Source organism: Herbaspirillum robiniae, from assembly GCF_002213415.1.
GTDB classification, from domain to species: Bacteria; Pseudomonadota; Gammaproteobacteria; order Burkholderiales; family Burkholderiaceae_D; genus Herbaspirillum; species Herbaspirillum robiniae.
The window spans coordinates 228023-254177 of record NZ_NJGU01000011.1 but is presented as its reverse complement, the minus strand read 5'-3'; the positions used below and the strand labels follow the sequence as shown (position 1 = coordinate 254177).

Genomic DNA, 26155 nt, shown 5'->3' with positions numbered 1-26155 from the left:
AAATGCGGGGGCCGTGTGTGGTGACGCATTTCTACAGCGATGCATGCTTTCTCACCGTATTAATTGTTGAGCGATGAAAACAAAATTAGGGGCAGGTCATTTCTTTGTGGCGGCGGCTGCACTTTTATGTGGATGTTCGTCCACAGTTAAGAACTACGGCTTAGACGACCATTTTTCTGGATTGGAAGCGACCTCAGGATCAACATCCACCCCCGAACAGTGCACCCGTACTACTGATGCAGTATGGGTTACCGGGCCCTCTTTCCGAGAATGCATTCGTTACTACCCATCCCAAGAATTTCGTAAAGGTGTAGTACGAAGAGCGATCGTGTACATGGAAGGAGACTTTCTTTCTACTAGTGGCGCCTATCCCACGTATGCAGATCTCACGCCGGGCAAGCGCATTGCGCGAGCTGAGCGCGAACAGAACCGTGGAGGAACCCCATATCTCGTACTTGGAAGGCCTGGCACGGAAGGAAGTAGTGGTAGCCAACACAACAGGCGCACTCAATATGAGACTTTGGTGGTCAATGCTGCGCTAGATGCGATCAAATCCAAATATGGAATCGAAGAATACGGTTTGGTGGGCCAGTCGGGAGGTGGTGGCTTAGTCGCGGCCTTAATTGCTGAGCGCAGAGATGTATTGTGTGCCGTGCCCTCTTCGGGGGCCACGGCAGTCAAGCATCGTGTCGTCGCCGCAGGCCGGACCAGTGACTACACGGGCAAGTCTATGGCTGAAATATGGGATCCGGTGGAACAGCTTGATCGTGTGCATCCGATGCCTGGCTTCCGCATGTTCGTCACCACTGACCCAACTGATGCTGAAGTGGGATATAGCTCACAGGCGTACTACGTAAGAGAAGCGCAAAAACGCGGATTGCCGGTCACGCATATCTTGGTCCACGGCAGCGGCCTGTCACATCACGGTACCGTCGGCGTCGGGAATCGGGTTGTCGAAGACTGCATGATCGGTCTATCTACCTCGTACATTTTCAAGACGTACAGTGGCGTGGCCAACGACTATCCAGATATGGAGGGGCTAGCCCGCAAAGCTCAAGCTCAGCGTAGTCTAGAAATACAAAGCCAAGAGCCAACACAAGCTGGAAGTAAGTAGATCCATCGGCCAGGAGCGCACGTTTTGCATATGGATCTAAAAGTGAATAGAAATTTCAAATGACATCAATGCACGAAACCATTCTTTGGTTAACCTCGGAAAAGACCGGTAAAAAATTTCCAACTGTGCTTTTCTCCGGCGATACAGACATGGTGACTATGGGCTGGATTTCTCTAACCAGTACCGTGAATCAAGAAATAGTCATTACGATGTTGATTTGCTCGCAGAATTGACCCTCTCCATTTGACCCACTTTCCATTGCCTTCCGAAGGCTGCTACTCGGTCATACGACCCTTCATATCCCAGTTCTTTTAAGTCGAGGAACATCTGTTTTAGAGTTCGTCTTTGCTTACGAGATTTGACAGCCTCGGCGCTGAGCCAAGCAGAGAGTCGGGGCACGAATTCATCTAGAGCACTTGATGATTTCCTGGGCGGATAGGCGGGCTCAATTGCTCCAGACCGTATGTAGCGACGGACAGTGTTTCGGGATATATCTAGCCGGCGAGAGATTTCTCTGATCGAGATGTGGTCGCGGATATACCAGCGACGAATAATTCCAAGTAGGGCCACGTTTATCACTCCGTTCTCCCGCTCGCTGTCATGAGCAGGATTGTGGTCTAAACATGGGTCAACTTAGGATGCAAATTTCTGGGGTAAATGGGTCAATATTGGATGCAATTCAACAATCTGTTGGGGAGACCATTGCTGGCGCAGCTTGATGGCAACGAGCCGGGCCAGATGGCGATGCTCCACTAGCTTACAAGGTTTAGGTCGATGCGCGCGATCCCAGGCCGCTTGGTCGGCGTCTGATGCGCGGTAGTGATCGGAGCCACCATTGCGACTTAGCTCCCGGCTGATCGTTGAGGGCGAACGCCCTAAGTCCCTGGCGATAGCCCGTATCGACTGACCCGCAACCATGGCACGAGATATTTCCTCACGTTCGGCCAAGCTCAAGGCATTGCTGGATCGTTTGCGCGGAGGTGGCCTGATTCCGCCGCTGGCGGCAAGGATTCTGGAAACCGAGGAATGATTGCGTTCAAATAGCTGAGCGATCTGCTGGAGCGAGTCTCCCTTCCTCCAACGATCCCACATCAGCGCCTTCTGGCTATCGGTGTAGATGATCCTGGTTCGGCGTCCCATTGCAACACTCCTGCTATTCGCATAGCCTTAGTATGTTGCATTCACCGGTTGAAAACGCCGCCAAGAACAGACATAGCTGGCCAGCTATACTTCCTCCATGACCTATGCATTAATCCTAAACGATAAACTCATTTCGGATGAGGAGACTCCTGCCATTGTTCCCTGGTGGAGTTTTACGAAAACCGTGATTGCTGCAGCCGCACTTATTTTGGTAAGAGACAAAGTTTTGTCACTCGATGAATTCTGTCCCGGGCAAAATTACACGCTGCGGCAACTGCTACGGCATGAAGCTGGTTTCGCTGATTACGGTTCTCTCGCGGAATATCATTCATCTGTAAAAGCTGGCACGCCCCCTTGGGCCATTGATGAAATGTTGGCGCGAGTCGAAAAATTAAATGCGGCGTCGACACCCGGCAGCAAATGGAACTATTCCAACATTGGCTATTTCCATGTACGTCTGCTCATCGAACACGAATTAAATGAAACACTCGATTCAGTACTAAGTCGATTGATTTTTCGCCCACTAAAACTTTCCAAAACTCGGGTGGCAAATCTTCCTTCTGACCTATCAGATGTCGTCATGGGAGACACTCATGGCTACCATCCTGCATGGGTTTACCACGGATTAGCAGTGGGACCATTGACGGATGCAGTCGTATTTTTGAAAGAATTGATGAGTGGTTCGCTTGTGCCTGATTATCTTCTCAAAGAGATGCTGCAGGTACGAACATTAGGTGGCCCGATTTCTGGCCGACCATGGACGTCACCTGGGTATGGACTTGGCGTGATGGCCGGCGGAACCGATAACAAGTTATTTGTGATTGGGCACAGCGGTGGTGGCCCCGGGAGCGACATTGCCGTTTATCACACGACAGATCCCGTGCCAGTGACATGTGCTGCGTTTTCCACCTCGGCAGACGGGATCGATGTAGAAAGAATGGTCGTATCTAAACTTGCACGGTAGTGTTCGTTTTTTTCTAGACGTAATCGTCCGTTATCGGCCATTAACCGACCTTCACCTCGTCGACAATCAAAAAGGCCGGCTCCACAATGCCTTGCCAACTCTCTCTTTAGTACGACTTGTTCCTGCGAAAAAAATAAGAGCTCGAATCTCGACAACACCATACAAAGGCCACCTCTCAAGGTGGCTTTTTCAATCTCCGAGCGCGACTGCCGCCGCACATCCGTAACCGGTGGCGCGAGCGGTCATGCGAAGAAAATGGCATGCAGCATCCCGGCTTGCCTCAAGAGCTTTCCGGTCGACGATCACATTGCTCACCCAGCCTCAGGTCCAGCGTCTCATACGCCAGCAACAGACCGGCGATACGCGCATGCGCAAAGTCCAGATACAACTGGGCCGGCTCGTGAAGGCGGACGACGCGCTTGCCCTGGTGCAGTATGTGCAGCGTCATCTGCCAGCCGTGCGGATTCTGCGTGGCGACGACGCGGATGTCATGGCACCGGTATTGCGCATGGTGAACCATTGATTGCGGCCCACCTCGCGCGGCGCGCGCTTTTCCGTACAGGCGCAGGTCGGCGCGTGGACACATCAGTGCACCTCCTTGCCGCGCATGCGCTCCGCCCAGCCCAGTACGAATACGAAGAACACGGGCACAAAGAACACCGCCAATACGGTTGCGCTGACCATGCCGCCAAAGACGCCGGTGCCGATCGCCTGCTGCGTCTCGGCGCTGGCGCCGCCGGCCAGCATCAGCGGCACCACACCCAGGGCGAATGCCATGGAGGTCATCAGGATAGGCCGCAGGCGCAAGGCGGATGCCTTGACGGCGGCTTGCACCAGGCTCATGCCGTCTTCCCGCAACTGCTTGGCGAACTCCACGATCAGAATGGCGTTCTTGGCCGACAGGCCGATCACGGTGATCAGGCCGACCTTGAAGAACACGTCGTTGGGCATGCCGCGCAACAGCACCGCCGCGACCGCGCCGATCAGGCCCAGCGGCACCACCAGCATCACCGACAGCGGGATCGACCAGCTCTCATACAGGGCTGCCAGCACCAGGAACACCACCAGCATGGACAGGGCCATCAGCATCGGCGCCTGGGCGGCGGACAAACGTTCCTGCAGCGACTGTCCGGTCCAGGCCACGGCGAACCCGGGCGGCAGCTGCCCGGCCAGCCGCTCCATCTCGGCCATGGCCTCGCCGCTCGACACACCGGGCGCGGCGTTGCCGGCAATGCGCACGGACGGCAGGCCCTGGTAGCGCACCATCTGCGTGGGCGAGGTCTGCCATGCCGGCCTGACCAGCTCGGCCAGCGGCACCATGCCGCCGCCGGCGTTGCGCACGTGGAGCTTCATCACGTCCTCAATCTGCATGCGCGAGGCGGCATCGGCCTGCACGATGACCTGCTGCATGCGGCCTTCGTTGGGGAAATCGTTCACGTAGAGGGAGCCCATCGCGGCCGACAGGGTGTCGCTGATGCTGCCGAAGGACACGCCCAGCGCTGCCGCCTTCTGGCGATCGATCTCCAGCCGGATGCTGGCGCCGGCGGGCAGCCCGTCCGGATAGACCCCGCTGACCTTGCTGCTGTGCGCGGCCAGTTCCAGCAGCCTGGCCTCGGCCTCTTTCAATGCGGCATAGCCCTGGTTGGCGCGGTCCTGCAGGCGCATGGCGAAACCGGACGAATTGCCCAGCTCTTCGATGGCCGGCGGCATCAGGCTCATGACGACGCCGTCCGAGCTGCCCTCCATCGCGGCCTGGGCGTGCATGACTTCGGTGGCGGCATTGGATCCCTGGCGCAGCTTCCAGTCCTTGAGCTCGGTGAAAGCCATCGCCGCGTTGGGGCCGGAGCCCGAGAAACCAAACCCCAGCACCGACAGATTGGCGCCGATGTCGGGGCGCGTCTTCAGGTAACGCTCGTACTGCTCGACCACCTTCGAGGTGCGCTCGGCGGTGGCGTCGGAGGGCAGCTGGAAGGAGGCCATGAAATATCCCTGATCTTCCTCCGGCAAGAACGCCGACGGCAAGGAGCGCAGCGCGAACAACAGGATGGCCGAGAGGCCCACGAACACCAGCATCACACGCGCGCCGCGCGTCACCAGGCCGACCAGGCGCGACTCGTAGCGCGCCGTCATGCGCGCGAACGCCCGGTTGAACCAGCCGAAGAAGCCGCGCTTCTCATGGTGGCCCGGCGCCACCGGTTTGAGCAGCGTGGCGCACAAGGCCGGCGTCAGGCTCAGCGCGAGGAAGGCGGAGAACAGGATGGACACCACCATCGACAGCGTGAACTGGCGGTAGATCACCCCCACCGAACCGCCGGCCAGCGCCATGGGGATGAATACCGCCGTCAGCACCAGCGTGATGCCGACGATGGCGCCGGTGATCTCCTTCATCGCCTTGAGGGTGGCCTCGCGCGGCCCCAGTCCCTCATGCGCCATGATGCGCTCGACGTTTTCCACCACCACGATGGCGTCGTCGACGATGATGCCGATCGCCAGCACCATGCCGAACATGGTCAGCACATTGACCGAGAAGCCGGCCGCCAGCATCACCGCCAGCGTGCCGAGCAGGGCGATCGGCGCCACGATCGCCGGGATCAGCGTGTAGCGGATGTTCTGCAGGAACAGGTACATCACGATGAACACCAGCACCATGGCCTCGATCAGCGTCTGCACCACCTTCTGGATGGATATCTTGACGAAGGGCGCGGTGTTGTACGGCAAGGAATAATGCACGCCGGATGGCAGGCTGCTGCGCAGCTCGGCCATGCGCGCCTGCACGCCCTCGGCGGTGCGCACCGCGTTGGCGCCCGGCGACAGCTGCACGGCCGCCACCGCGGCGGCCTTGCCGTCTTCGCGGTTGGAGAAACCGTAGGACTGCGCGCCCAGCTCGACGCGCGCGACGTCACCCAGAGTGACGCGCGATCCGTCATCCTTGGCCTTGAGCACGATGGCGGAGAACTGCGCCGGCGTTTGCAACTGCCCCTGCACGGTCAGCGGCACGGCGATCTGCTGGCCGGGCAGCGCCGGCATGTCGCCCAGGCGCCCGGGCGCGATCTGCACGTTCTGCTGCGTGATGGCGGCGCTGACGTCGCTCATCGACAATTTGTAGGCGTTCAGCCGGAACGGGTCGACCCAGATGCGCATCGCCTGCTCGGCGCCGAACAGCTGCACGCGCCCCACGCCGTCGATGCGGCGCAGCTCTTCGACGATGTTGCGCGCCATGTAGTCGCTCAGCGCGACCTCGTCCAGGCGGCCGTCGGAGGAGGTCAGGCTGACCATCAGCAGGAAGCCCGATGCCGCCGACTCCACCGTCACGCCGTTCTGCCGCACCGCCTGCGGCAGGCGGGCCTCGATCGCCTTGAGGCGGTTCTGCACGTCCACCTGGGCCAGCTCGGGATCGGTGCCGGGCTTGAAGGTCACGGTGATTTGCGCGGCGCCGGAGGTATCGGCCGACGACTCGAAGTACAGCAGGTTCTTGACGCTGGAGAGCTCGCGCTCGATCAGCCCGATCACGCCGTCGTTCATCGCCTGCGGCGTGGCGCCCGGATAGCTGGCGTTGATGGAGACGGTGGGCGGCGCGACCGAGGGATAGCGCGCAATCGGCAGTTGCGGAATGGCAATCACGCCAAGCAGGATGATGAACAAGGCAACCACCCAGGCAAAAATGGGGCGGCTGATGAAGAACTGGGGCATGCAACACTCCTGGAGTCGGCCTGCGATACGGCGCCGGCAGCGTCTCTTTGCTGCGCGCGGCGACCCGACAGTACAATCGCAGGCAAGCGCGGATTCTGCCCGGCGAAGATGAGGATTGCGCTGCGCAATTGTGGAGTTTTGATGGAGAGGAAAACAATGTCAGAGAATGCGGCAGCGCCGGGCGAGGCCGGTCCCGCCGGAATCGTGCAGGAGGCCAACGTGCTGGTGCTCATCGCCGAGGATGCGCCCGAGATCGCCGAGATCCTGGCCGCCTACCTGGCGCGCAGCGGCATGCGCAGCGTGCATGCCGCCGACGGCGCCCACGCCCTGGAACTGCACCTGGCGCTCAAGCCCGATCTGGTGCTGCTCGACATCCAGATGCCGCAGGTCAGCGGCTGGCAGGTGCTGTCGCAGATCCGCCAGCGCGGCGACACGCCGGTCATCATGCTGACCGCGCTGGACCAGGATGTCGACAAGCTCACCGGCCTGCGCATCGGCGCCGACGACTACGTGGTCAAGCCGTTCAACCCGGCCGAAGTGGTGGCGCGGGTACAGGCGGTACTGCGCCGCAGCCTGCCGCGCCAGCAGCGCGACGAGCGCCGCATCCTGCGGGTCGCCCCCTTCGTCATCGACTTCGAGCACCACGAAGCGGTGGCCGAGATCGACGGACGTTCGCACACGCTGGCGCTGACGCTGACCGAATTCAGGCTGCTGGCGCAACTGGCGCGCGCGCCGCGGCGCGTGTTCAGCCGCGCCGAACTGCTGACGGCCTGCCTGCCCGAAGGCGACACGCTGGAACGCACCGTCGACAGCCACGTCAGCAAGCTGCGCAAGAAGCTGGAAGACCTCGGCATCGCCGGCGTGCCGGTCAGCATCCGCGGCGTCGGCTATCGCTTCCACCAGGGCCTCTGAGGCGCGCGCCATGAATCTCCTGTCCGTCGTCGTCCGCTCCAGGGGCCTGGGCCGCCAGATCGTCAGCTCGGTCGCCATCCTGGTCCTGGCCGTCATGATGATGGTGCTGCTCGGCTCCTACGCCTTCTACGCCACGCTGTGGATGTTCTACCCGGCCGGGCTGTCGGCGCCTGACAGCTGGCTCCCGTCGCCGGCGGAATGGGGCTGGATCATCGCCACCACGCTGACCGGCCTGGCCATCGCGGTGTGGGTCGCCGTGCGCCTCTCGCGCCGCATCCTGGCGCCGCTGAACTCGGTGGCGACCAGCCTGCGCCAGGTGGCGCAAGGCGACCTGGCGGCGCGCGCCGCCACCGACGATCATTCGCTGGGCGAGGCCGCCCAGCTGGTTGGCGACTTCAACGCCATGGCCGAACGGCTGCAGCGCGCGGAGCAGGAGCGCATCTTCTGGAACGCCGCCATCGCGCATGAACTGCGCACCCCGGTCACCATCCTGCGCGGCCGCCTGCAGGGCCTGGCGGAAGGCATTTTCCGGCCCGAGCATGCGCTGTTCGCCAGCCTGCTGACCCAGGTCGAAGGCCTGGGCCGGCTGATCGAGGACCTTCGCGTGGTCGGCCTGGCCGACAGCGGGCACCTGCAATTGCAGTTGCAACAGACCGACCTGCGGCAGGAAGTGATGACGGTGGTCAAAGCCTGCGAATCGGCGCTGCTGGAAAAGGGTTTTGGTTTGTCGCTGGCGCTGGATACGCAGCAGGCGGTATGCGATCCCGTGCGCATCCGGCAAGCCTTGCTGGCGCTGCTTGAAAACACCCTGCAGCATGCCACGCCGGGCATGTTGACGGTCAGGGCCTTGACCGATGCGGGCATGCATAGCCTGAGCGTCGAGGACAGCGGTCCTGGGCTAGCCCCGGCCGACGCGCAAACCATCTTCGACGCTTTCCAGCGTGGCACCCTGCCGCCAGGTGCTCATCAGAAGGGTAGCGGACTGGGCCTTGCCGTGGTCAGGGCCATCGCCGGTGCCCACAATGGAACTGTTTTCCACGAGACCTCTTCTATGGGAGGTTCTTGCTTCACGATACGCTGGCCGGTGTAGTGTTCGTTCGCCGGTTGAAACCGCCGCCAAAAGCGGCCATTGCCAGTGCAGGGAAAACTGATTACGAATCTGCGAGGAAAACCATAAAAATCAATGGGTTACTCAATATTTCGCTCCGCAATTCAGAAAAATAGCGGCCCGCAAGGCCAATGAGGGCGCGGCTCGATTTGGAATTGCGGAGCGGAATTTTCGAAGAAAAAAGCGAGGTGCGATGTCGTTTCGCCTCGTTCACAATCGGTGCAGGGCGGGGCGCTCTAGGGTTTATCCCTATATCTGCACCAGTTAGTTATCCCTAATATGCCTCACGAATTGATATAAATTAGAGGTAGGGACTACGGTGCACATTTATAAGTTGTCCCTGTTTTTTTTCGCCGCAATGCCATTCGCGCTGCTGCCCAGGGTAGTTCTAAAAATCCACGAAGTACAAAATCACTCCAACGACGTAGTCGCGTTTGAGGCTGAATGCCTAATCGTCCGCGCCCTGACGATATCCAAATTCGATGTTCCTGGAGTAATCGTGCCCCCACGCAAATGGATTGCCACTGCCTTATTGGCCACGACTGCAAGTTTTTGCCTGCACTCCATTAATGCGGCGACTAACGCGAAAATGGCAATCTCCGCAGTTGTGGTGGTGACGTGCAAAATTTTCGTTTCCGCGGTGCGCGGAGAAAAAGGAAAAATTACGAGCGCGTGCGATAGTCCGTCGTACAGAGCGATAGAGCCTGTTGTCACTAAAGACGAGCAGCGAAAGGAAATTACGATCTCCTATTGAAATGTCCGATGATCAGAAGTCACGAAAAGAAAAAGCCCGCGGAAGCGGGCTTTCTTTTTGGGCGTCAGTATCAGCAGGAAAACTGAAGAACAGTTCCTTCGGGGCGGTACGATAAAGAAGTGATCTTCAAGTACCGGCGGGCGCCAGATGATCTTTGTAACCTGACTGCTCGTACATCGAGACTCGCGCTGTCGAGACAATCCGTTGGATCAACGGCGAAGGGCCATTGCTCGGAGGGATTCAAGAACTTTCCCAGCGCGCGCATCACGATGTCGCAGCTCAATGCCCGATCATCAACTTCGAGTTGAATTTCTCGGGTTGTTGGTTGCTCATCACGCGTATAGGTAACCCAAAATTTTGTCATTGCCGCCTCTAAGAGTTGGTTGTCCTTCGATGTCTATCAAAAGGCCCCATGCCCTCTGTATTGCAGGATAAGATCCATTTTGGGAAACGGATATAGGGGTATTCCCGGGACGCCAAGGGACCGCCCCCCGTTCTAGAGTTTCGTCTAATAACGTATCTTACCTAAAGGTGGGACTAGAAGTCCGCAATCGGCCAGAAGCAGACTTTCAGATGCTCGCACGCGCCGTCTCCGGTGACCAAGGCCAAATGATGATCCGAACAGAGCTGCTTCTCACAAGTATTCGGCATCTCGATCAGCCATCGGCCGGGGCGGGAAAACGCTGCTCCTGTCTCATTGCGTTGACAGTAGTGGATATCGCGGCAGCAGGTCTTGATCGGCGAGGCGGATCTCGATGTCATGAGCAAGGTTGATGTGCTCAGGGTTGTTCACGTCAAGGATGCCATCGGTGATGCTGATCACGATCGTGCCCAGGCGCTTGCCGTCAGCATCCAGCACGGGCTCGAGGTGGCGGGCCTCGGGTACCTCGCTTGGTGTCAATACGCGAGGCAGATACAGCATCCAGCCTACGCTTGGCTTATCGAGGAATACCGGTTCGTAACGCGCCGGCTGTATAAACATGGCACGTGGTTTATACAGATTTACGCTGGTCTTGATGACGTCGGCAGCGGCTTCCCAATTTTTCCAGCGCCCAATGTCGTGCACTGCCAAGCTGATATTTTCTGGTTCACTGCGTTTATGATTGTATTGATCAGTGAAAGACGCCCCCAAACCTCGTTCTAATTGTCCATTCCATAAAGTAATGTGGCGTGCATCATCTGCCGCCTTACCGCGATTCTGTTCGTTGTAGTAGGCGAGAAGAGCGGTGCTTGGTTTGTCATTCTCGAATGCAGGATAGCGAAAAGAACCATCTCTATCTCCTGTCGCCACAAGCCATTCTTTGGCTAATAAAAGTGGATCGTATCTCCCGAGGCAGGAGAACAATTCATAGGCAATATGTAGCCTCTGCTCCAGCGTGACGGCATGCATTGGCGCAGGAAAAAATATCTCGATGGAATAACGATTCATAGCGGACACTTAGGGTTCGTAGACGACTTGAATAGTAGGTGAAATACGCAAGATCAGCGGCCGCATATAAGCATAAGAAGACGGCTCCATAAAGTACCATCGGAGTTGTACGGGGGGGGCGAGGCACGGCAACATCGTTCTGGTCACGTACCTGCCCCAACATCTTGTTCATGATCCCCCGCTGGAACGGATAATCGAATTCCTCATCGTCATTAAAAAACTGATCGTAACCAGCTTTCGTCTCTATCAGCAAGCACTCAGCCGGCTTGAAACCATCGAATTCCCTACGTGCATACAACCATTCCGTCAAGAAGCCGGGGCCTGATGGCATGCCTGTGATGCGCAACTGGTAGTCCATCCAGGATCTATGCTCTTTGAAGTTCTTGGTAATAGGTACGCCCGCCATGGGTGGGCAGGCTTCGCACTTCTCTTTGGACTGAACACTTGCGTCGGCCTTGGCGATTGGAGATGATTTTGCCCGGCTTGCTTCTTCTTGCTTATTCTCCAGTTCCTTTGATAGCTGATCGCCGACAATAACACCGCCAGTTCCACCGAGAATTGGCGGCAACGCACGAAGAATATAGGGAGCGGCACGTTCGGCGACCACCGTCCCGATTCTGATTGCTATGCCTACCATTATTTTTCTCCTTTCAGGCGCCGTGCATACTCTTTCAAGAGCGCATCGAAATCGTCAAGCCGTTGCTCTGGCGTGGCGCCTGGTCGAGTCAGGTAATGGCGGATCATCTCGTCGGCGAACATACCCGGGCCGTCGGCCTCGAGATACATCATGTAAACCATGTGGGGCGTGGATGTGAAGCCGAGTTGTTGCGCAGTGTCGTAGGCGGTCTGCATGCGCGCAATGATTTCGGTGCGCCCGGGATCGGCCAGCATCTCCGGTCGCTTGACCAGGAACTGGTCGGCCACGGCCGCCACGAAATTCTGTGTATCACGTGCCAGGAAGGTCTGGTATTGGGCGTCAGTGAGCGTCAGCATGGTGGCGGGCAATATGGACGCGACGACCATCGAGCAGCAGGTGCCACTCGACGATGTCGCCGAAGAATTCGCGGCGTTGCGCCTCATTCAGGTCTCGACCAAGCGTTGCGAGCACGCGTGGATCCCAGAATCGCAGCATGGCAATCCGATCATCAGGCAATCGCAGGTTCAGGCGATCACCCAACATGGCGCCAAGGGCATCGATCGCCATTGGCGAAATGATCCATGTCACAGCCGGAGCTTTGGCTTCAAGTCGCTCGACGGCACTCCACAGCCCGGGCGTGGCATGTTGCGGGTCGATGAGCCACGGACCTGCCTCAGAAAGCATGTCGTCGATCGTGCCAGCCAGCAGCGACAAGACGCCTGACTGGCCAGGAAGGGGAGCATGCGACGGGTTGTGGTGATACAGCAGGCCATCGATGAGTGCGTGCAGACGAAGGTCGGGCAGATCGATGCGCAGCGCTTCCAGGCGAGCTATGAGGTCGGCGGCTATCATCAGTCGCGCACGATCATCGATGCACCGGCTGTGGCGGCCTTGGCCATGCAGCTCAGGCAAATTCCGCTATCCTTCAGTACTGCGGCTGAGGGCGCCGCTGCCGCGGTGGCCATAGGTGCGATGCTGGCGTCAGCATGGGCCGTGGGGCCCGAGGTCGTTTTTTCGGCGTGGGAGACCAGTACTTGGCTGGAAATCAAGGTCGCTCCACAGGCCGTGCGATCACCTTCGCGCGCAGGGGCTTGTCCGAGCGAATTCATGTCGCCGGCCCCACTGATGATGGGGTAGGTGCCTTTGCATTTGGGGCATGTGGTCAGATCGCCCACACGGGCAACCGCCTTGCCATAAAGAAGAAATGACTGGTCGCCGGTGATGACGGTACCGCCGTGACTTGTCTTATCACCAACAACAATGAAGGATCGGCTCACGCTCACTCCGCACTCAGATTTAGGCAATTGCACCAGAGCATCTATGAGGCGATTCGACTTGGAAGAATGACCGAGGTTCCCATTTTGTGGGAATTCAATGTTGGGTGCATCGGAATGCCGGAAGAGGCGGCGCCTATCAGACGGGTGGCCACCTCGCGACGCCCGGCGCAGCTATCAGCGTCGCACCCAGTGGTATGGGTAATGCCGCGAGCTACGGTCCTTGATCTCTTCGGGTGACTGTGAAAAGGCCCACATGTGTGGGCTTTACTTTTGGTAGTCTGCACAGAATTGAACGACCGGTATCGGCCAGAAGCAGACTGCATGAAACGGTGCTGCCGGTTATCCATTGATAACAACTCAAATAAAGAAGAAAAATGGCTTACGAACTTCACATCGAGCGAAGGTCACATGAACTGACCATCGCGGAGTGGCAGACCGCAGTGATTCAGTTGGATGGCGTTAGGCTCGCCAATAATGACTCGTCCGCCGTGAATCCTTCAACTGGGGAAGTCATTTCCATGGCCAACCGTGATGGCGTCGCAGAGATTCTTTTAGAGTCAGGGGAATGGGCGACATGTTTTCATTTCGTGCGTGGCCAGATTTCATTTAGAGCGACCGCGACTATTAGCATGGCGAGTGACCCTGCACATATTGCAGCAGCCAAACTCGCTACCGCACTGGGGGCAGAAATTGTAGGCGATGAAGGTGAAACCTATGATTGGCAGGTCGGCTAACGGCCAGAAGCAGACTTGCTATTCTTCTAATTTGAGCACCTTCCACATGAAGAATTGAGGACTGATCATTATAAAAAAGAATCCAACCATAGAAGATCGGCTGCGAGCAAGCGTCGCAATCTTGGCAGAACGACGAAGAACTACAATCGACGGGGCCAGCGAAAGATCGGACTTCATTCACATAACGAATCTTTTGCCCCTATCAGGCATGGCTCGCTGGGAGCAAATAATTCGCCAGGAACTCTGGTTCGTCAGAGAAGCGCCTCCAAGTGTAAGGACCGGTAGATTACGCTCACTATTTCTGTTTTTTCAGGAGAACAAGGCCATTCCCACACCGCCTTTGAACTGGACAGACCTCTGCAGCGCCAATGGTCATGTTCGTGAACACGCCGTGTGGAAATTAAATACAACTGCGCCAAATGGGTTTCTTTTTACGCTTGCTGTTCGACGCCTGAACGATTGGGTTGAGCAAGTCAGGTCTGCGGCTCGGGCAATGATACCGGTCTGTGCGAAATACACCATGCCTCGACACATTGCGGATGCGTTGTGCTCTGTACTCCCCACATGGTCCTCATGGGGACGAATGGACGAATTAGCGAAAAAGACCATCACTGATCTCATCGCGGTGGAAGGAGTTGCCGATGAACTCAGGAATAGGATCATTTCCTCCCCAACGGGGCCAATGGTCAAGATTCTGAGCCAGATTTTACGAACGCCCGCTTTAGACGGTGATCTGGAGGAAATTGCGCAACGTGCTGTTCAACCCGCCGTACGTGCCAAGGCATACAGAACTTTGCTGGCTGGCGAGGCTACGTGGGTCGCTGGTACTCGCTGGGAATGGGTAGACATACGGTACTGCGAAGGTCGCATGGAACATGTCCATGAATCGAGGTCCCTGAGCATCGCTCGGTCGTTGATGACAGACATGAATACTGCTGCGCGGGATCGCTCCGCCACTGTGCGAAACGTGGCGTCAGAGGCACTTGTCAGGAAAATGAACGACCCAGCGTTTCCAGTCCGGGCTTTGGCTCTTCGTTTCTCCAAAGACGCTTCAGCGTCCGTGGCACGACGTGGTCAATTCATATTGGAGGAACTGGAAAAAAGACGATTGGCGGTCACGAGAATTTCATTCGACAAGGTGAATCTCGAGTCCTCATTTTCTATGGGAGATTTTGTGCTCAGCACTCCCGACGGTCGCCATGAGTTCGAGTTTTTGTATGTCGGCGAACCTCCGCACGGAGACTCTTATCATTCCATCAGAATTGACGGAGCACCTTTCCCTGGCTTGGCATGGGGCAGCCCGATCTATATTTCATCCGACTCCCGCTACGTTGCGTTCTCATGGATGGCCAAACCTATAGAGCGAGAGACCATTGTCATTGATCTTACGGATCGGCGCTATTTGCTACTGCCGCGATATTGTTTGAACGTCAAAATCTTGTGGCCGAACATTGTCGACGTCTCGATTCCGCCTTACCCGGTGGTCTATAGAATCGACGAACAGGAGAAGTGGATATCGTTTCCAGAAAGCGATGCTTGATATCCGCAACCGGCCAATAGCCGCCATCCGCCTCGAAAGAAAAAATGAAATTCAAACAATACGATGTGGTGAAGCTGAAGGGATGGAACGTGCCGCCTAAGGCGGTGGAAGACCAGTTCAATCTGCGTTTGCCCGTTGTAGGTGATATTGCAGTAATCATCGAGGTCTATACAGAACCGCCTGGCTATGAGCTGGAATGCAGTGACGATGCCGGAATTACTCAATGGCTAATAGCTTTTCAACCGCTGGATATTGAACTGGAGTTGATTGGATAATGATGTCTGCGATCGACCAGAAGCCGACCACCTTATTAATTTAAGCATGCGAATCAACGTTCTCCGCCAAGCCTGCTGTTCTGCTGATGACCAGGCAAACCAGCTTCAAGCCATCTATGAGGTTGACTCAAAAGCTACGATGGGAACCCTGCTATTAACAATATGTGAATCAAATTTCCTACAGTATTCATCTACTAACGATCGATTAAGCGTCGAGATTGACGATCGCCAAGTTGCAGAGGTTTATCCATCTTCCCCTCCGACCTGGGCAGCCAATGTCGGACCAGAAACTCCTGTTAAGTGGCTTGTGGGGGACAGGACATTGCATTTCAATTTCCGGTTGAAGAATTGCCAGTTAGATTCGCCATTGAATAAGAAACCGTCTTTGAGTACAAAGACCAACATGACGCCGCTCGATCGCACCACATATGGTGTCATCAGTGCTCTGATTGCCTTTGGGGGGACTTGGTTAGCACTAAATACCGTTTTGGCGCCTTACTATCTCGATAGCAAAGAACAATGGCTTGTCTCTCTCTTGGCGGCTATCGCTGGTTATATGATCGGACGCAGTATCAGCAGGTCTAAAACCGATTTGTAGATCGTGAGTCGACTATCGGCCAGGAACCGACGTAATCTACTTCTTCATGCACACCTTCTCGATTGGGATAGCCTCCACTTTTTAATGCCAGTGGTAGGTTGGCCGGCGTATCAACCCAGCGCCTGGTTGATGAGGGAATAGGTGCGCCACTGTGCGCCGCCCTGAGGCTGGCGACCTCGGCACATGGTCACCACATCGTCCACGCAGCTTAAACCGATGTCTTGCAGCCAAGGCTTCAGGCCGCTCTTGCCCGGAACATCAATGCGCAGGAAGGCGCCAGGGCGGACGTTGACCCAATGGCTGATCAATGTCCTGGCATCCTCAGGATTGATGGCAATCACCGGGCCGATCATGTGACCGTGTCCAAAAGCGCGCAGAAGCGCTACGCCGTCGATCTGGCCATCCCTTTCCAGAACCGCCACCTCGGCGAACTTGAGCAGGGCCGTTAGCAGGGCGCTACGGTCCATTCCGCTGGCGTGGCGGTCCAGGGCCAGCAGCGCCGGCACTTCCTCGGCCAGCAGCGCCCGGATATGGCTGCCTGGCGCCAGTGGTAACTGCGGCGCCTTCGCGGTGGCGCTCTGATGCTGACTCAGCGTGTCGACAACCAGGAAGCCCAGCTTTTCATAGAGTGGCCGCCCGGCCGCCGTAGCGTTGAGGATGACGCCACGCTCACCGGCGTCAGCCAGCAGTTGCTGCATCAGGGCTCGCCCCAGGCCCTGGCCTTGCAGCGCATCGCTGATGATGACCAATCCCAGCGTAGCGTGATCGGGGCCGCACTGGTGAAGCATGCCGCTGCCCGATGTCACTCGGCCCACATCGTCAACTTCCCGCTCAACTACCCACCCGCGGCTGACTGCATGATGGAAATGCCAGTCGACCAGCCGATGTGGCCATTTCAGATGCTGGCTCAAACCATGGCACGCCTCCAGGTCAGTTGCGCGCATGGGCCGCAAGGTGGTGTGGCCTTTGGTGCCCGCTTTTTGAATATGATTCAGCATTCTTCAGTTCCAACTGAACATGAGTGAGCGACAGGAGCATCATGCCGAGCAGGCACGCATCGCCTAATTGCAGCGTGCCGGCGGATGCGCCTCTGCCGGATAGAAACGCACTACCCGCCATTGCGCCCGCTGCGCGTGATACAGGGTATAGGTTGGCTTGAGCAGCTTGCCGGCGGCGTCGAATTCGATGTCGCCGCCCAGGCCGACAAAGTGCATCTTGCGCAACGCCGCGGCAATCGACTGGCCGTCGGTAGAGTTGTTCAGTCGAACGGCCTGCGCCAGCATGGTGGCGGCATCGTAAGTGTAGCGGGCGTAGGTGCTGGGAGGCGCGCCAAAGCGGGTATGAAATCGCTGCTCGAAGCTTTTCCAGCGGGCGCAGTTCTCCTGTGGGACGTCATATTCGAGAACATAAAGACCGCCATTGTCTTCGGCCGAGAAGTCTACATTGCTGGCGCCGCCCACCATCAGGATGCGGGTTTTCACACCCAGGCGCCTGGCGCTTTTCAGAAAATCATGCGCCTGCGTGAACTGCGCGGAAAACACGATCAGGTCGGCGTTCTGCTCGATGGCGGACTTGAGGACTGCGTTGAAGTCTGCCGTGTTGCGACTCACGAACAGACTGGATACGACCAGGCCGCTACGCTCGACCACTTGCGCCAGGAAAGCTTTGCTCAAGGCCCGGCTTTAGGATGAGGCATTGCCGATGACGACCAGGTTCTTGCTCTGCAGGCTGCTGAGCGCAACATCGGCCATCGTTGCGGCAACGTCGTCGCTGCCGCCCACCATGCGGAATATCTGCGTGTATCCCTGCGCGGTGAGCTGGCTGTTGGTCGACGTGAAATTGATCTGCGGGATGTTGGCCTGCTCATACAAGGGCGCCACCGCCAGTGCCGAGTCGCTGCTCCAGTGGCCGATGACGCCGGCGACGCCCGCCTTGATGAAATACCTGGCGACATTGACGGCGAAGTTGGCGTTGCTGCGGTCATCCTGCGCCAGCAGCTCGAAGCGCCAGTTGTCGCGTGAGCGCAAAGACTGGGCGTTGGCATCCTCCACCGCCAGTTCGACGCCCTGCTGCGCGCTTTGCGCCAACGGGTCACTCAGTCGCGCGGCGTAACCCAACCTGGCCACGCGTGCATCCTGGGCACATGCCGTGAAGCACGCCATCAGCAGCAAGCCACCGGCGATGAGGCGCGAGCACAAGGTTTTTCCATGCGGCATCGGTGTCTCCGAAGCGTCCACCCTTGGGGCGAGCGGTACTTGCTTTGAGTCTAACTCAAAGCAGCGGATCACCTGTTGCAGATCATCGGAACGACGCGGATCAGGAAAGGGCGACGCGATCCTGGTTCATGGGAAATGACCCGGCCCCATGGATGCGCCAAGGCCGCGCCCATCTGCCTGGCCAGCTCAGTGCGCCAACTGCCGCCCCGATCTCATGAGCAGCAACACGACGCCGACAGAGGCGAACAGCGCCATCACGATCGCCATCCCCATCAGTTGATTCCCCGCGATCAGTCCCACCAAGGCGCCGGCGCCCGCGCCGGAGAGAAACTGCAGCGAGCGTTGCAGCGCCGATGCGCTGCCGGCGATGTGGCCCACCGAGTGCAATGCCTGGTGGGTCGCATTGGGCATCACGATTCCGCTGAAGAAGTTGCTGCCGAATACACACGCCGTGATCAGCACCGGCGACCGGGCGCCGAACAGCGCGCAGGCCAGCAGCAGCATGTTGACCGCAAAGCTGCCGCACACGCCGCTGCGCAACAGCTTGTCCTCTCCCAGCACCTTGACCAGACGGCCGTTGGAGGCAGCACCGCAAATGGTGCCGGCGGCAGTCACCGCGAAGATCGCGCCGTAGGTGGTGCCGGGCAATCCCAGCATGTCGATGAACACCGCCGAGGACCCGGTGATGTAAGCGAACATTGTCCCGAAGGTCGTCGCCAAGAGGCCGGCGTTGAGCAGGTAATGCCGGTTCCTGAACAGGCTGGCGTACGCCGCCGCCGCGACCTTGAGCACGTTGCCGGATTGATTGGCCTTCGCCGTCAGGTCCTTGGTTTCCACATAGCCGAAAAAGGCGAGGAAGAACAAGGCGGTACCCAGCAGGCCGAGGGATTCGTAGATCAGTTTCCAGTCGCCCGCCTGCAGCAAGGCCGCCCCCATCAGCGGCGCCACCAGGGGCGCCACCCCCATGACCAGCGCCACATAGGATTGGCGCGACAAGGCCTCACGGCCGGAAAACACATCGCGCACGATCGCAGCAGGCAGCGCAGCCGCGGCGCCGGCGGCGATCCCCTGGGCAAAGCGCACGGCCAGCAACTGGCCGATGGTCGAGGCCAGCGCGCAGGCGAATGCAGCCAGCGAGAACAGCCCGACGCCAAACAGGAGCACCGGCTTGCGGCCGTAGCGATCGGACAGTGGCCCGAACAACACCGGGCCAATCGAAAACCCCAACAGGAAAACCGTCAGCGTCTGCGTGGCCTCGCCGATGCTGATGCCAAAGCCCGCCTGCAGATTGGGAATCGCCGGCAAGCCGATATCGATGGCCAGCGGCGGCAAGGCCGCGAGCACGCCGAGCATGACGACGAACAAGGGGGAAGTGACTGGAATGACAAGACGTTTCATAAGAGATGTACCACAATGCGATACAGTCACTGTACCACAATACGGTACAATCTACCTGAACTCGATCGGGGACAAACATGGAAGGCATACAAGTAATCTCTCGCGCGGCGGCGCTCCTGCGTGAAGTGTCGGCCAATCCGGACGGCCTGAGCCTGGGCCAGCTGGCGGCCGCCACCGGGTTGGCGCGCTCGACCGTGCAACGCATCGTCAACGCGCTGGAGTCGGAACACCTGGTGCAGGCCGGTGCCGGTGGCGTGCGCCCCGGCTGGGGATTGCGTCGCCTGGCCGAACTGCCCGGCCCGGGCATCGCGCGCGAATTGCGCGCGGACATGTACGGCCTGTTTGAAGCGACCCACGAGACCATCGACATATCCACGCTGGTCAACGGCGAGGTCCTGTTCATGGACCGTTTCCTCTCCGATCAGCCGGTCCGCGCAGTGCCGGCGCTGGGCGCGGCCTATCCCGCCTATTCGATGTCGAACGGCAAAGCGCTGCTCTCCCTGTGCACCGACGAGGAGATCCGCAGCCTCTACGGCAATGCAGACCTGCAGCGGCTCACGCCCAACACCCTGGGTTCGGTGGAGCTGCTGCTCAAGCAGGTCGACGCCATCCGCCGCGGCGCCATCTCCTGCGATCTTGAAGAACATGCGATGGGCACCTGCGCAGTCGGCCTCCCGGTCGGCCATTACCGCGGGGTGAAGCTGGCGATTTCGGTGGTGCTGCCGGTTGCGCGCTTCGCCGCAAAACGCGGCCAGACGGAGAAGGCGCTGGCCGAGTGCGTCAGGCATTGCCAACGCCGGCTGGAGGAGCTTGGGGGCTGATCTTGATGAAGGGTCTGTCGCCGGCCAGTGGCCGGCACCGGCGTCACCGAATCACCAGCCACACGGTTTCTACAGACGTTGCCGAGATCGGCTATTTGGCCAACAACTGGTCATGCGCAATCTTCTGCAAGGCAAGCGCATGGCTCTTTGAAAAGCCCAGATCCTCGGCGACGGCTTCGTTTTCGCCCAGGGACAGCGGGTCTTTCCCGGTGATTTTTCCGAAGAGCATCAGGGCTTCTAGATAGTAGCCGTAGTCGCTGGGGTGGAAATTGTCCCAGGACCAGAGATTGATCTGCGAAGACGGCATGCCCAGGTAGGGATTGCTGCCGGCGACGCGGGTGGCGATGGCACGGTTCCAGGCCAGGCCGATCTCGATCACGCCGCTGGCGTTGGCGTTCTTTGCGGCGGCGTTGTAGGCCACCGAAATGTCCGCTCCCATCCTGTCGATCGGGGTGCCGTGCCAGGGAGCATCTTCCGGATACACCTTGTCGGGGCGGCTCCAGACGGCCGTCATCCAGACTTCCCCGCGCGGATTCCTGGCCCTGAACATGTCCACCAGGTTCTTGCTGGAGACCCTCAGGATTTCCGGATTGCCGGGCTGTTTGCCTTCAAGCGTCGACAGGCCTTGCAGCGCCACCACGTCCCAGGGCTGGTCGAGGGCATGCCGTTTCTCGGCGTAGTGATAGTCCAGCCCGATGCCGCCGACGGTCTCCACCGAGACCGCGTAGGCGAGCCCCGCCTGCACCGTGAACGCCTTGAAGATCGCCGGCACTCCGCCGACGGTCTTTCCCGTGGCGCCCGGGCCGTTCAAATCGGTGACGGTATCGGCCTTGTAGTAGCGCACCGAGGAATTCTGTCCATAGGTATAGCTGTTGCCGACGAAGAGAATGGTGCGCGCCTCCGCGGCCGAAGCGATCGCACTGGCCATGCAGGAGATGGCGATCAGACACTGGATGAACCTGTTTGCGGCGGTGCTCGGTTTGCTGGGCTTCGGCATATCGTTTCTCGGGCGTTCTTCAAACATCTCTCTGGCATTTCTCATGCGACGAACATGGGCGCAATGGCTGAGCTGCGTCATCGCGACGAGGCGGGCCTCAGGCCATCGCTTCCCGTCCGGGACAAACGAAACCGTCCGGGCCAAGGCTTGTGCGGTTGGCAAATGGTGCGGTTCCGGGGGGAAGTGAATATCAGGGACGAGGCGCCGCTGTTGGCCATCGGTGAAATCGGCTTTCAATCCCGATCGGCGTTCATGCGCTGCATCCTTGAACGCGCGTATCGTAAGGCAAGCATCGCGCGTGGCCCATCGGGATATTCCCGAGTGAGGCCTGGATGAAAAACTGCAGGGAAATGGCAAACCCGGAGCGCTCCCGCCACGACCAGGGCGGGAAGACGCATTGATTTCCAGACGCTACGGCAATAAAAAAAGCCCCGCGGGTGCGGGGCTTGCGGTTGAAGAACGGGCCTTACCGATAGAAGGCTTCGACCTTGCCCTTGAGCTTGGTCATCATGGGATTGCCCTTGCGATCCAGCGCCTTGCCGGCGGGAATCTTGATCCATCCTTCGCTGATGCAGTACTCGCCGACGTTGTTGAATTCCTTGTCGTTGAGCCTGATGCCGACGTCGTGCTCGAAGACGGCGGCATTGTAGTGCGGGCTGCGGGGATCGATCGAGAGGCGATCGGGGAGCTGGGGGCGGTTTGCGGTATCGTTCATGGCCGCCATTATCGGCCATAAAATCGGTCAAAACAATTCCCCCGTGCTGCCCGGCGCGCCGCCCCGCATGCGGCCGCCGGACTGCGGCCCGCCGCATCGGGGCGCCCGGTGTTCAGCGCCTCATTTCCCGGCCTTGGCGCCTTTGGCAGGCTTGGCCGGTTTGGCTTGCTTGCCGCCCTTTTGGACCCGCCCCGCCTTGGACTGCGTGAACAGCTCGAAGTACTCGGACGCCATCTTGCGGATGGCGCGGCCGATGTTGGCGTAGTCGTATTCGTTGAGGTTGGCCAGCGACACGCGGCCGGACGGATGCGTGGCGCCGAAGCCCTTGCCGGGCAACAGGATGACGCCGGTCTCTTCGGCCAGGCGGAACAAGGCTTCATTGGGCTTCAACTGCTTGAGCAGCCACTTCGAGAACTCCTCGCCGTGCATCTGCGCGGCCAGCGACTCCATGTCCAGCAGGTGGTAGTAGCGCACCGAGTTTTCATCGTAGGGCATGGGCAGGCCCAGTTCGCGGTACAGCGCTTCCTTGCGGCGCAGGACGATGCGCTTCATCTCGGCCTTGTAGCTGCCGGCCTCGTCCATCAGGGAGAACAGCGAGAACAGGCTCATCTGCGCCTGCACCGGCGTCGACAGGCCGGCGGTATGGTTCAGCGCCACCGTGCGGCTGTCGGCCACCAGGCGGTCGATGAACTTGATGGTGCGCGGCGCCGTGGTGATGGAGCTGTAGCGCTCGTCGAGCTGGCGCGCGGTCTTCTCCGGCAGCCTGGAAATCAGCTCGTCGATGACGTTCTGCTTGTGCGTGGCCACTACGCCCATGCGCCAGCCGGTGGCGCCGAAGTACTTGGAGAACGAATAGACCAGGATGGTGTTGTAGGGGCAGATCGCGAACAGCGAGGTGAAGTTGTCGGCGAAGGTGGCGTAGACGTCGTCGGTGAGGATGATCAGGTCGGGACGCTTCTTGACGATGTCGGCGATGTAGGCCAGCGTCTTGTCGTCGATCTTCACCGAGGGCGGGTTGCTCGGGTTGACCAGGAAGAAGGCCTTGACCTTGGGGTCGAGCAGCTTGTCGAGCTCCTTCCTGGTGTATTGCCAGTTGTTGGATTGCGGCGCGTCGATGGTCAGCTCGACCAGGTTGAATTCCGACAGGTGCGGGATCTCGATGTAGGGCGTGAAGATCGGCATGCCCAGCGCGATGGTGTCGCCTTCCTTGATGACGTGGTTGGCCTTGAGGCTGCCGAACAGGTAGGTCATCGCCGCGGTGCCGCCCTCGACCGCGTACATGTCGAAATGCCCGACGAAGGGATGGGTGCCGATCATCTCCTTGTGCAGGTAGTTGCCGACGATGCGCTCGGTCATGCGCAGCATGCGGTCCGGCACCGGATAGTTGCAGCCGAGGATGGCCTCGCACATCTCGTAGATGAAGTCGCCGGCGGACATGCCGAGCTGGTCGCGCACATAGGATACGGCCGCCTCGATGAAGCGGATGCCGGGCACGCCGGCGTTGTTCTTGGCGAAGATCTCGAAGCGCGCCTCGATGCCGTCGCGCTTGGGGAAGCCGCCCACGCCGTCCATGTAGATATAGGAACGCTCGGCCTCGGCCATGGCGAACAGGCCGAACTGGAAGAAGCCGTGGCGCGGCGTGGTGGCGAGGAAGTTGGGATTGCCGCGACCGGCGTTGAGCATCAGCTTGTTGCTCTGGACGGCGGTCTGGATCAAGGCGTCCTTCAGTTCGAACGGGCTCAGCAGGGACAGCTTCTCGGGATCACTGAAATCCATGGTGCAGCTCCTTTTCTAGGTGTCATGCCCGCGCGCGGGTGCGCGCGCGGAAAGGGGGAAGTCCAACGCGGAAAAGCCTTACACGAGCGCGACGATCAGCGGCCCCAGCAAGGTCAGGAAGACGTTGGCCAGGGCATAGGTGATGGCGAAGGGCACGGTGGGAATGGCGTTTTCGGCCTTGTCCAGCACCTCGCCGAAGGCGGGGTTGGCGCTGCGCGAGCCCGACAGCGCGCCGGCGAACACGGCGGTGTTGTCGTAGCGCAGCACGTAGCGGCCGATCAGCATGGTGAGGATCAGCGGCAGCACCGTGACCACCACGCCCACGCCGAACAGCGTGAGGCCCTGCTGCTTCACGGTCTGCACCGCCTGCAGGCCGGAAGACAGACCGACCACCACCACGAAACCGGCCAGGCCCAGGTCCTTCAGGATCTGCACCGCGCCGTTGGGCATGGCGCCGAAGGTCTGCTTCTTCGCGCGCAGCCAGCCGAACAGCAGGCCGGAGAGCAAGGCGCCGCCGCCGCTGCCCAGGGTCAGCGGGATGGAGCCGATGCGCGCGGTCAGCAGGCCCACCAGCAGCCCCACCACCAGGCCCGCGCCCAGGTAGACGAAATCGGTCTTGGCGCTGGGCACGACGACGTAGCCGATCAGCGAGGAGATGCGCTTGACGTCCTGCTCGGAGCCGTACACCGAGACCACGTCGCCGGACTGCACCACGGTCTCGTCCAGCATCGGCAGCACCTTGCCCATGCGCAGGATCTGCACGACATAGATGCCGTGGCGCACCTGCTGCGAGGTGTTGGCGCGGATGTCGCCGACGGTGCGGTTGTGGTAGGCCTTGTTGGCCAGCACCACGTCGCGCCGCTCCATGGTCAGCTCCATGCCTTCCACCGCGTAGAGCTCCTTGCTGAACACCGGCACGATGCCGACCATGGCCTGGCGGCGGCCCACCGCCAGCACGATGTCGCCGGGCTCCAGCGCCAGCTCGGGCGCCACCTCGATGATCTTGCCGTCGCGTTTCAGGCGCTCGATGGTGATGCCGTGGGCGGCATGCTCCTGCTCCAGCTGCCCGATGGTCAGGCCGGCATGCTCGCCGATCTGGTAGATGCGGCCGACCAGGTCGGGCGCAGCCGCCTCCTGTCCGGGCGCGCGCACCTGCACGCCGCCCTGCATGGCGGTCTCGGCGCGCACGGCGTCGTCCCGGATGCTGCGGCCCATGAACTTCGGCAGCAGGTTCACGCACACCAGGATCGCGCCGAACGAGCCGAACACATACGTCACCGCATAGCCGACGGCGACATTGCCCTGCAGCCGCTGCACCTCTTCCGCGGCCAGGCCCAGCTTGTTGATCGCGTCGCCGGCGGTGCCGATGATGGCCGACTGGGTCAGTCCGCCCGCGGCCACGCCGGCGGCGAGCCCCTTGTCCAGGCCGAACAGCTTGGCCATGACCACCACGGTTGCCAGGCCGGTGATGGCCAGCACGGCGGCCAGGATGATCTCGCGGATGGATTGCCGGCCCAGCGAATTGAAGAACTGCGGGCCGCTCTCATAGCCGACCGCATAGATGAACAGTGCGAACAGCACCGATTTCACGCCGGGATCGACGGTGACGCCGACCTGGCTCACCAGGACCGCCACCAGCAGCGAACCGGCGACGCCGCCGAGCTGGAATTTGCCGAACTGGATCTTGCCGATGTAGTAGCCGACCGCAAGCGACAGGAACAATGCGATTTCAGGGGACCGGGAAAATAACTGGTGCAGCCATTCCATGATTACCACCTTTCAATACAGTGAAAACCTTCGACTGATGCTAGCGCCCTGCCCTCCGGCCCGCTGCTGCATTCTCTATGCGCAACGGGGGGTATGGAAAAGACGGCGCGGCGCCGGCGATCGCACAGGCGGCCATGCCGGTGCGCCGGGAAAAACGCAGGGAAAGAAAATCAGCAGCGGGTCGGCGCGCGCAAACACGGCGCCTGATGTGCGCATCGCCCCCGTGCGCCCGCCACGTGACGATGCGTTGGCGATGCGTTGGCGATGATGGACTGCAGAGGAAGCGACAACTG

At 59.6% G+C, this 26155-nt stretch carries 24 protein-coding genes and 2 pseudogenes; 10 read left to right on the top strand and 16 right to left on the bottom strand.

The annotated features are described in order from the left end of the window. Positions 1 to 73 precede the first annotated feature (73 nt). Entirely contained in the window at positions 74 to 1114 is a 1041-nt protein-coding gene (locus CEJ42_RS20355; RefSeq protein WP_088752330.1) for a hypothetical protein, read from the top strand. A 204-nt stretch (positions 1115 to 1318) separates the two neighbouring features. On the opposite strand, the gene CEJ42_RS24790 is transcribed toward CEJ42_RS20355, so the two are convergent. Both CEJ42_RS24790 and CEJ42_RS20350 read right to left on the bottom strand, forming a co-directional pair. Continuing rightward, positions 1319 to 1684: a winged helix-turn-helix transcriptional regulator gene (locus tag CEJ42_RS24790; RefSeq protein WP_420840789.1), complete on the bottom strand. Its 366-nt coding sequence runs from the start codon at positions 1682 to 1684 to the stop codon at positions 1319 to 1321. Positions 1685 to 1798: 114 nt separating this feature from the next. Beyond that, positions 1799 to 2254, bottom strand: a pseudogene (locus CEJ42_RS20350) (transposase); the annotation flags it as partial. Between the two features lie 97 nt (positions 2255 to 2351). On the opposite strand from CEJ42_RS20350, the gene CEJ42_RS20345 reads away from it, so the two are divergent. Continuing rightward, the gene (locus tag CEJ42_RS20345; RefSeq protein ID WP_088752329.1) at positions 2352 to 3218 is read left to right on the top strand and encodes a serine hydrolase domain-containing protein; all 867 of its coding nucleotides are present in this window, start codon (positions 2352 to 2354) and stop codon (positions 3216 to 3218) included. Between the two features lie 280 nt (positions 3219 to 3498). Here CEJ42_RS20345 and CEJ42_RS20340 read toward each other — a convergent pair whose 3' ends face one another. Continuing rightward, positions 3499 to 3804, bottom strand: a complete 306-nt coding sequence (locus CEJ42_RS20340; protein ID WP_088752328.1) for a hypothetical protein — start codon at positions 3802 to 3804, stop codon at positions 3499 to 3501. Beyond that, positions 3804 to 6908: an efflux RND transporter permease subunit gene (locus tag CEJ42_RS20335; protein ID WP_088752327.1), complete on the bottom strand. Its 3105-nt coding sequence runs from the start codon at positions 6906 to 6908 to the stop codon at positions 3804 to 3806. The genes CEJ42_RS20340 and CEJ42_RS20335 overlap by 1 nt, the downstream gene beginning before the upstream one ends. Positions 6909 to 7064: 156 nt before the next feature. On the opposite strand from CEJ42_RS20335, the gene CEJ42_RS20330 reads away from it, so the two are divergent. The 3 genes from CEJ42_RS20330 (at position 7065) to CEJ42_RS24785 (ending at position 9682) form a co-directional block, all read left to right on the top strand. Then, complete coding sequence (locus tag CEJ42_RS20330; RefSeq protein WP_175354742.1) at positions 7065 to 7820, top strand: response regulator; 756 nt, start codon at positions 7065 to 7067, stop codon at positions 7818 to 7820. A gap of 10 nt (positions 7821 to 7830) precedes the next feature. Further along, a complete protein-coding gene (locus tag CEJ42_RS20325) occupies positions 7831 to 8910 on the top strand; it encodes an ATP-binding protein (protein WP_088752326.1) in 1080 nt (359 codons plus the stop codon). Positions 8911 to 9247: 337 nt separating this feature from the next. Then, the gene (locus CEJ42_RS24785; RefSeq protein WP_129587792.1) at positions 9248 to 9682 is read left to right on the top strand and encodes a hypothetical protein; all 435 of its coding nucleotides are present in this window, start codon (positions 9248 to 9250) and stop codon (positions 9680 to 9682) included. A gap of 694 nt (positions 9683 to 10376) precedes the next feature. On the opposite strand, the gene CEJ42_RS20320 is transcribed toward CEJ42_RS24785, so the two are convergent. Genes CEJ42_RS20320 through CEJ42_RS20300 form a run of 5 tightly spaced genes read right to left on the bottom strand, consistent with a single transcriptional unit; the run spans position 10377 to position 13025 of the window. Continuing rightward, positions 10377 to 11111: an Imm52 family immunity protein gene (locus CEJ42_RS20320; protein WP_088752325.1), complete on the bottom strand. Its 735-nt coding sequence runs from the start codon at positions 11109 to 11111 to the stop codon at positions 10377 to 10379. Further along, a complete protein-coding gene (locus CEJ42_RS20315; protein ID WP_243397910.1) occupies positions 11029 to 11748 on the bottom strand; it encodes a Tox-REase-5 domain-containing protein in 720 nt (239 codons plus the stop codon). The genes CEJ42_RS20320 and CEJ42_RS20315 overlap by 83 nt, the downstream gene beginning before the upstream one ends. Next, positions 11748 to 12104, bottom strand: a complete 357-nt coding sequence (locus CEJ42_RS20310) for a hypothetical protein (protein WP_088752324.1) — start codon at positions 12102 to 12104, stop codon at positions 11748 to 11750. Before CEJ42_RS20310 ends, CEJ42_RS20315 begins: the two co-directional genes overlap by 1 nt. Next, a complete protein-coding gene (locus CEJ42_RS20305) occupies positions 12088 to 12600 on the bottom strand; it encodes a DUF4123 domain-containing protein (RefSeq protein ID WP_088752323.1) in 513 nt (170 codons plus the stop codon). Before CEJ42_RS20305 ends, CEJ42_RS20310 begins: the two co-directional genes overlap by 17 nt. Beyond that, positions 12600 to 13025, bottom strand: a complete 426-nt coding sequence (locus tag CEJ42_RS20300) for a PAAR domain-containing protein (RefSeq protein WP_088752355.1) — start codon at positions 13023 to 13025, stop codon at positions 12600 to 12602. The genes CEJ42_RS20305 and CEJ42_RS20300 overlap by 1 nt, the downstream gene beginning before the upstream one ends. 374 nt (positions 13026 to 13399) lie before the next feature. On the opposite strand from CEJ42_RS20300, the gene CEJ42_RS24780 reads away from it, so the two are divergent. From CEJ42_RS24780 to CEJ42_RS24770, 4 genes are all read left to right on the top strand, one after another. After that, positions 13400 to 13759 carry a hypothetical protein gene (locus CEJ42_RS24780; RefSeq protein WP_129587791.1) on the top strand — a complete coding sequence of 120 codons (360 nt, stop codon included), beginning with the start codon at positions 13400 to 13402 and terminating at the stop codon, positions 13757 to 13759. A gap of 583 nt (positions 13760 to 14342) precedes the next feature. Further along, the gene (locus CEJ42_RS24775) at positions 14343 to 15299 is read left to right on the top strand and encodes a hypothetical protein (RefSeq protein WP_129587790.1); all 957 of its coding nucleotides are present in this window, start codon (positions 14343 to 14345) and stop codon (positions 15297 to 15299) included. Between the two features lie 44 nt (positions 15300 to 15343). Then, positions 15344 to 15574, top strand: a complete 231-nt coding sequence (locus CEJ42_RS20290) for a hypothetical protein (RefSeq protein WP_088752321.1) — start codon at positions 15344 to 15346, stop codon at positions 15572 to 15574. Then, on the top strand, positions 15567 to 16172 hold the full coding sequence (locus tag CEJ42_RS24770) for a hypothetical protein (protein ID WP_129587789.1): 606 nt from the start codon (positions 15567 to 15569) through the stop codon (positions 16170 to 16172). The genes CEJ42_RS20290 and CEJ42_RS24770 overlap by 8 nt, the downstream gene beginning before the upstream one ends. 110 nt (positions 16173 to 16282) lie before the next feature. Here the strand turns inward: CEJ42_RS24770 and CEJ42_RS20285 are convergent, their stop codons facing one another. The 3 genes and pseudogenes from CEJ42_RS20285 to CEJ42_RS20270 all read right to left on the bottom strand — a co-directional run bounded on the left by CEJ42_RS20285 (position 16283) and on the right by CEJ42_RS20270 (position 19786). After that, positions 16283 to 17170 (bottom strand): GNAT family N-acetyltransferase, encoded by an 888-nt coding sequence (locus CEJ42_RS20285; RefSeq protein WP_088752320.1) that lies wholly within the window; start codon positions 17168 to 17170, stop codon positions 16283 to 16285. Positions 17171 to 17233: 63 nt separating this feature from the next. Next, a pseudogene (locus CEJ42_RS25310) lies at positions 17234 to 18334 on the bottom strand (branched-chain amino acid ABC transporter substrate-binding protein). A gap of 240 nt (positions 18335 to 18574) precedes the next feature. After that, complete coding sequence (locus tag CEJ42_RS20270) at positions 18575 to 19786, bottom strand: multidrug effflux MFS transporter (RefSeq protein ID WP_088752317.1); 1212 nt, start codon at positions 19784 to 19786, stop codon at positions 18575 to 18577. Between the two features lie 77 nt (positions 19787 to 19863). Here CEJ42_RS20270 and CEJ42_RS20265 point away from each other — a divergent pair, with 77 nt between their 5' ends. Next, positions 19864 to 20607 carry an IclR family transcriptional regulator gene (locus CEJ42_RS20265; protein ID WP_088752316.1) on the top strand — a complete coding sequence of 248 codons (744 nt, stop codon included), beginning with the start codon at positions 19864 to 19866 and terminating at the stop codon, positions 20605 to 20607. A gap of 91 nt (positions 20608 to 20698) precedes the next feature. Here CEJ42_RS20265 and CEJ42_RS20260 read toward each other — a convergent pair whose 3' ends face one another. The 4 genes from CEJ42_RS20260 to aspT all read right to left on the bottom strand — a co-directional run bounded on the left by CEJ42_RS20260 (position 20699) and on the right by aspT (position 25862). Beyond that, complete coding sequence (locus CEJ42_RS20260; RefSeq protein WP_243397909.1) at positions 20699 to 21841, bottom strand: PEP-CTERM sorting domain-containing protein; 1143 nt, start codon at positions 21839 to 21841, stop codon at positions 20699 to 20701. A gap of 229 nt (positions 21842 to 22070) precedes the next feature. Beyond that, the gene (locus CEJ42_RS20255; RefSeq protein WP_079219210.1) at positions 22071 to 22319 is read right to left on the bottom strand and encodes a DUF3297 family protein; all 249 of its coding nucleotides are present in this window, start codon (positions 22317 to 22319) and stop codon (positions 22071 to 22073) included. A 120-nt stretch (positions 22320 to 22439) separates the two neighbouring features. Continuing rightward, positions 22440 to 24095 carry a bifunctional aspartate transaminase/aspartate 4-decarboxylase gene (locus tag CEJ42_RS20250; RefSeq protein ID WP_088752314.1) on the bottom strand — a complete coding sequence of 552 codons (1656 nt, stop codon included), beginning with the start codon at positions 24093 to 24095 and terminating at the stop codon, positions 22440 to 22442. Between the two features lie 78 nt (positions 24096 to 24173). Continuing rightward, positions 24174 to 25862, bottom strand: a complete 1689-nt coding sequence (aspT, locus tag CEJ42_RS20245; protein ID WP_079216873.1) for an aspartate-alanine antiporter — start codon at positions 25860 to 25862, stop codon at positions 24174 to 24176. Between the last annotated feature and the right edge of the window lie 293 nt (positions 25863 to 26155).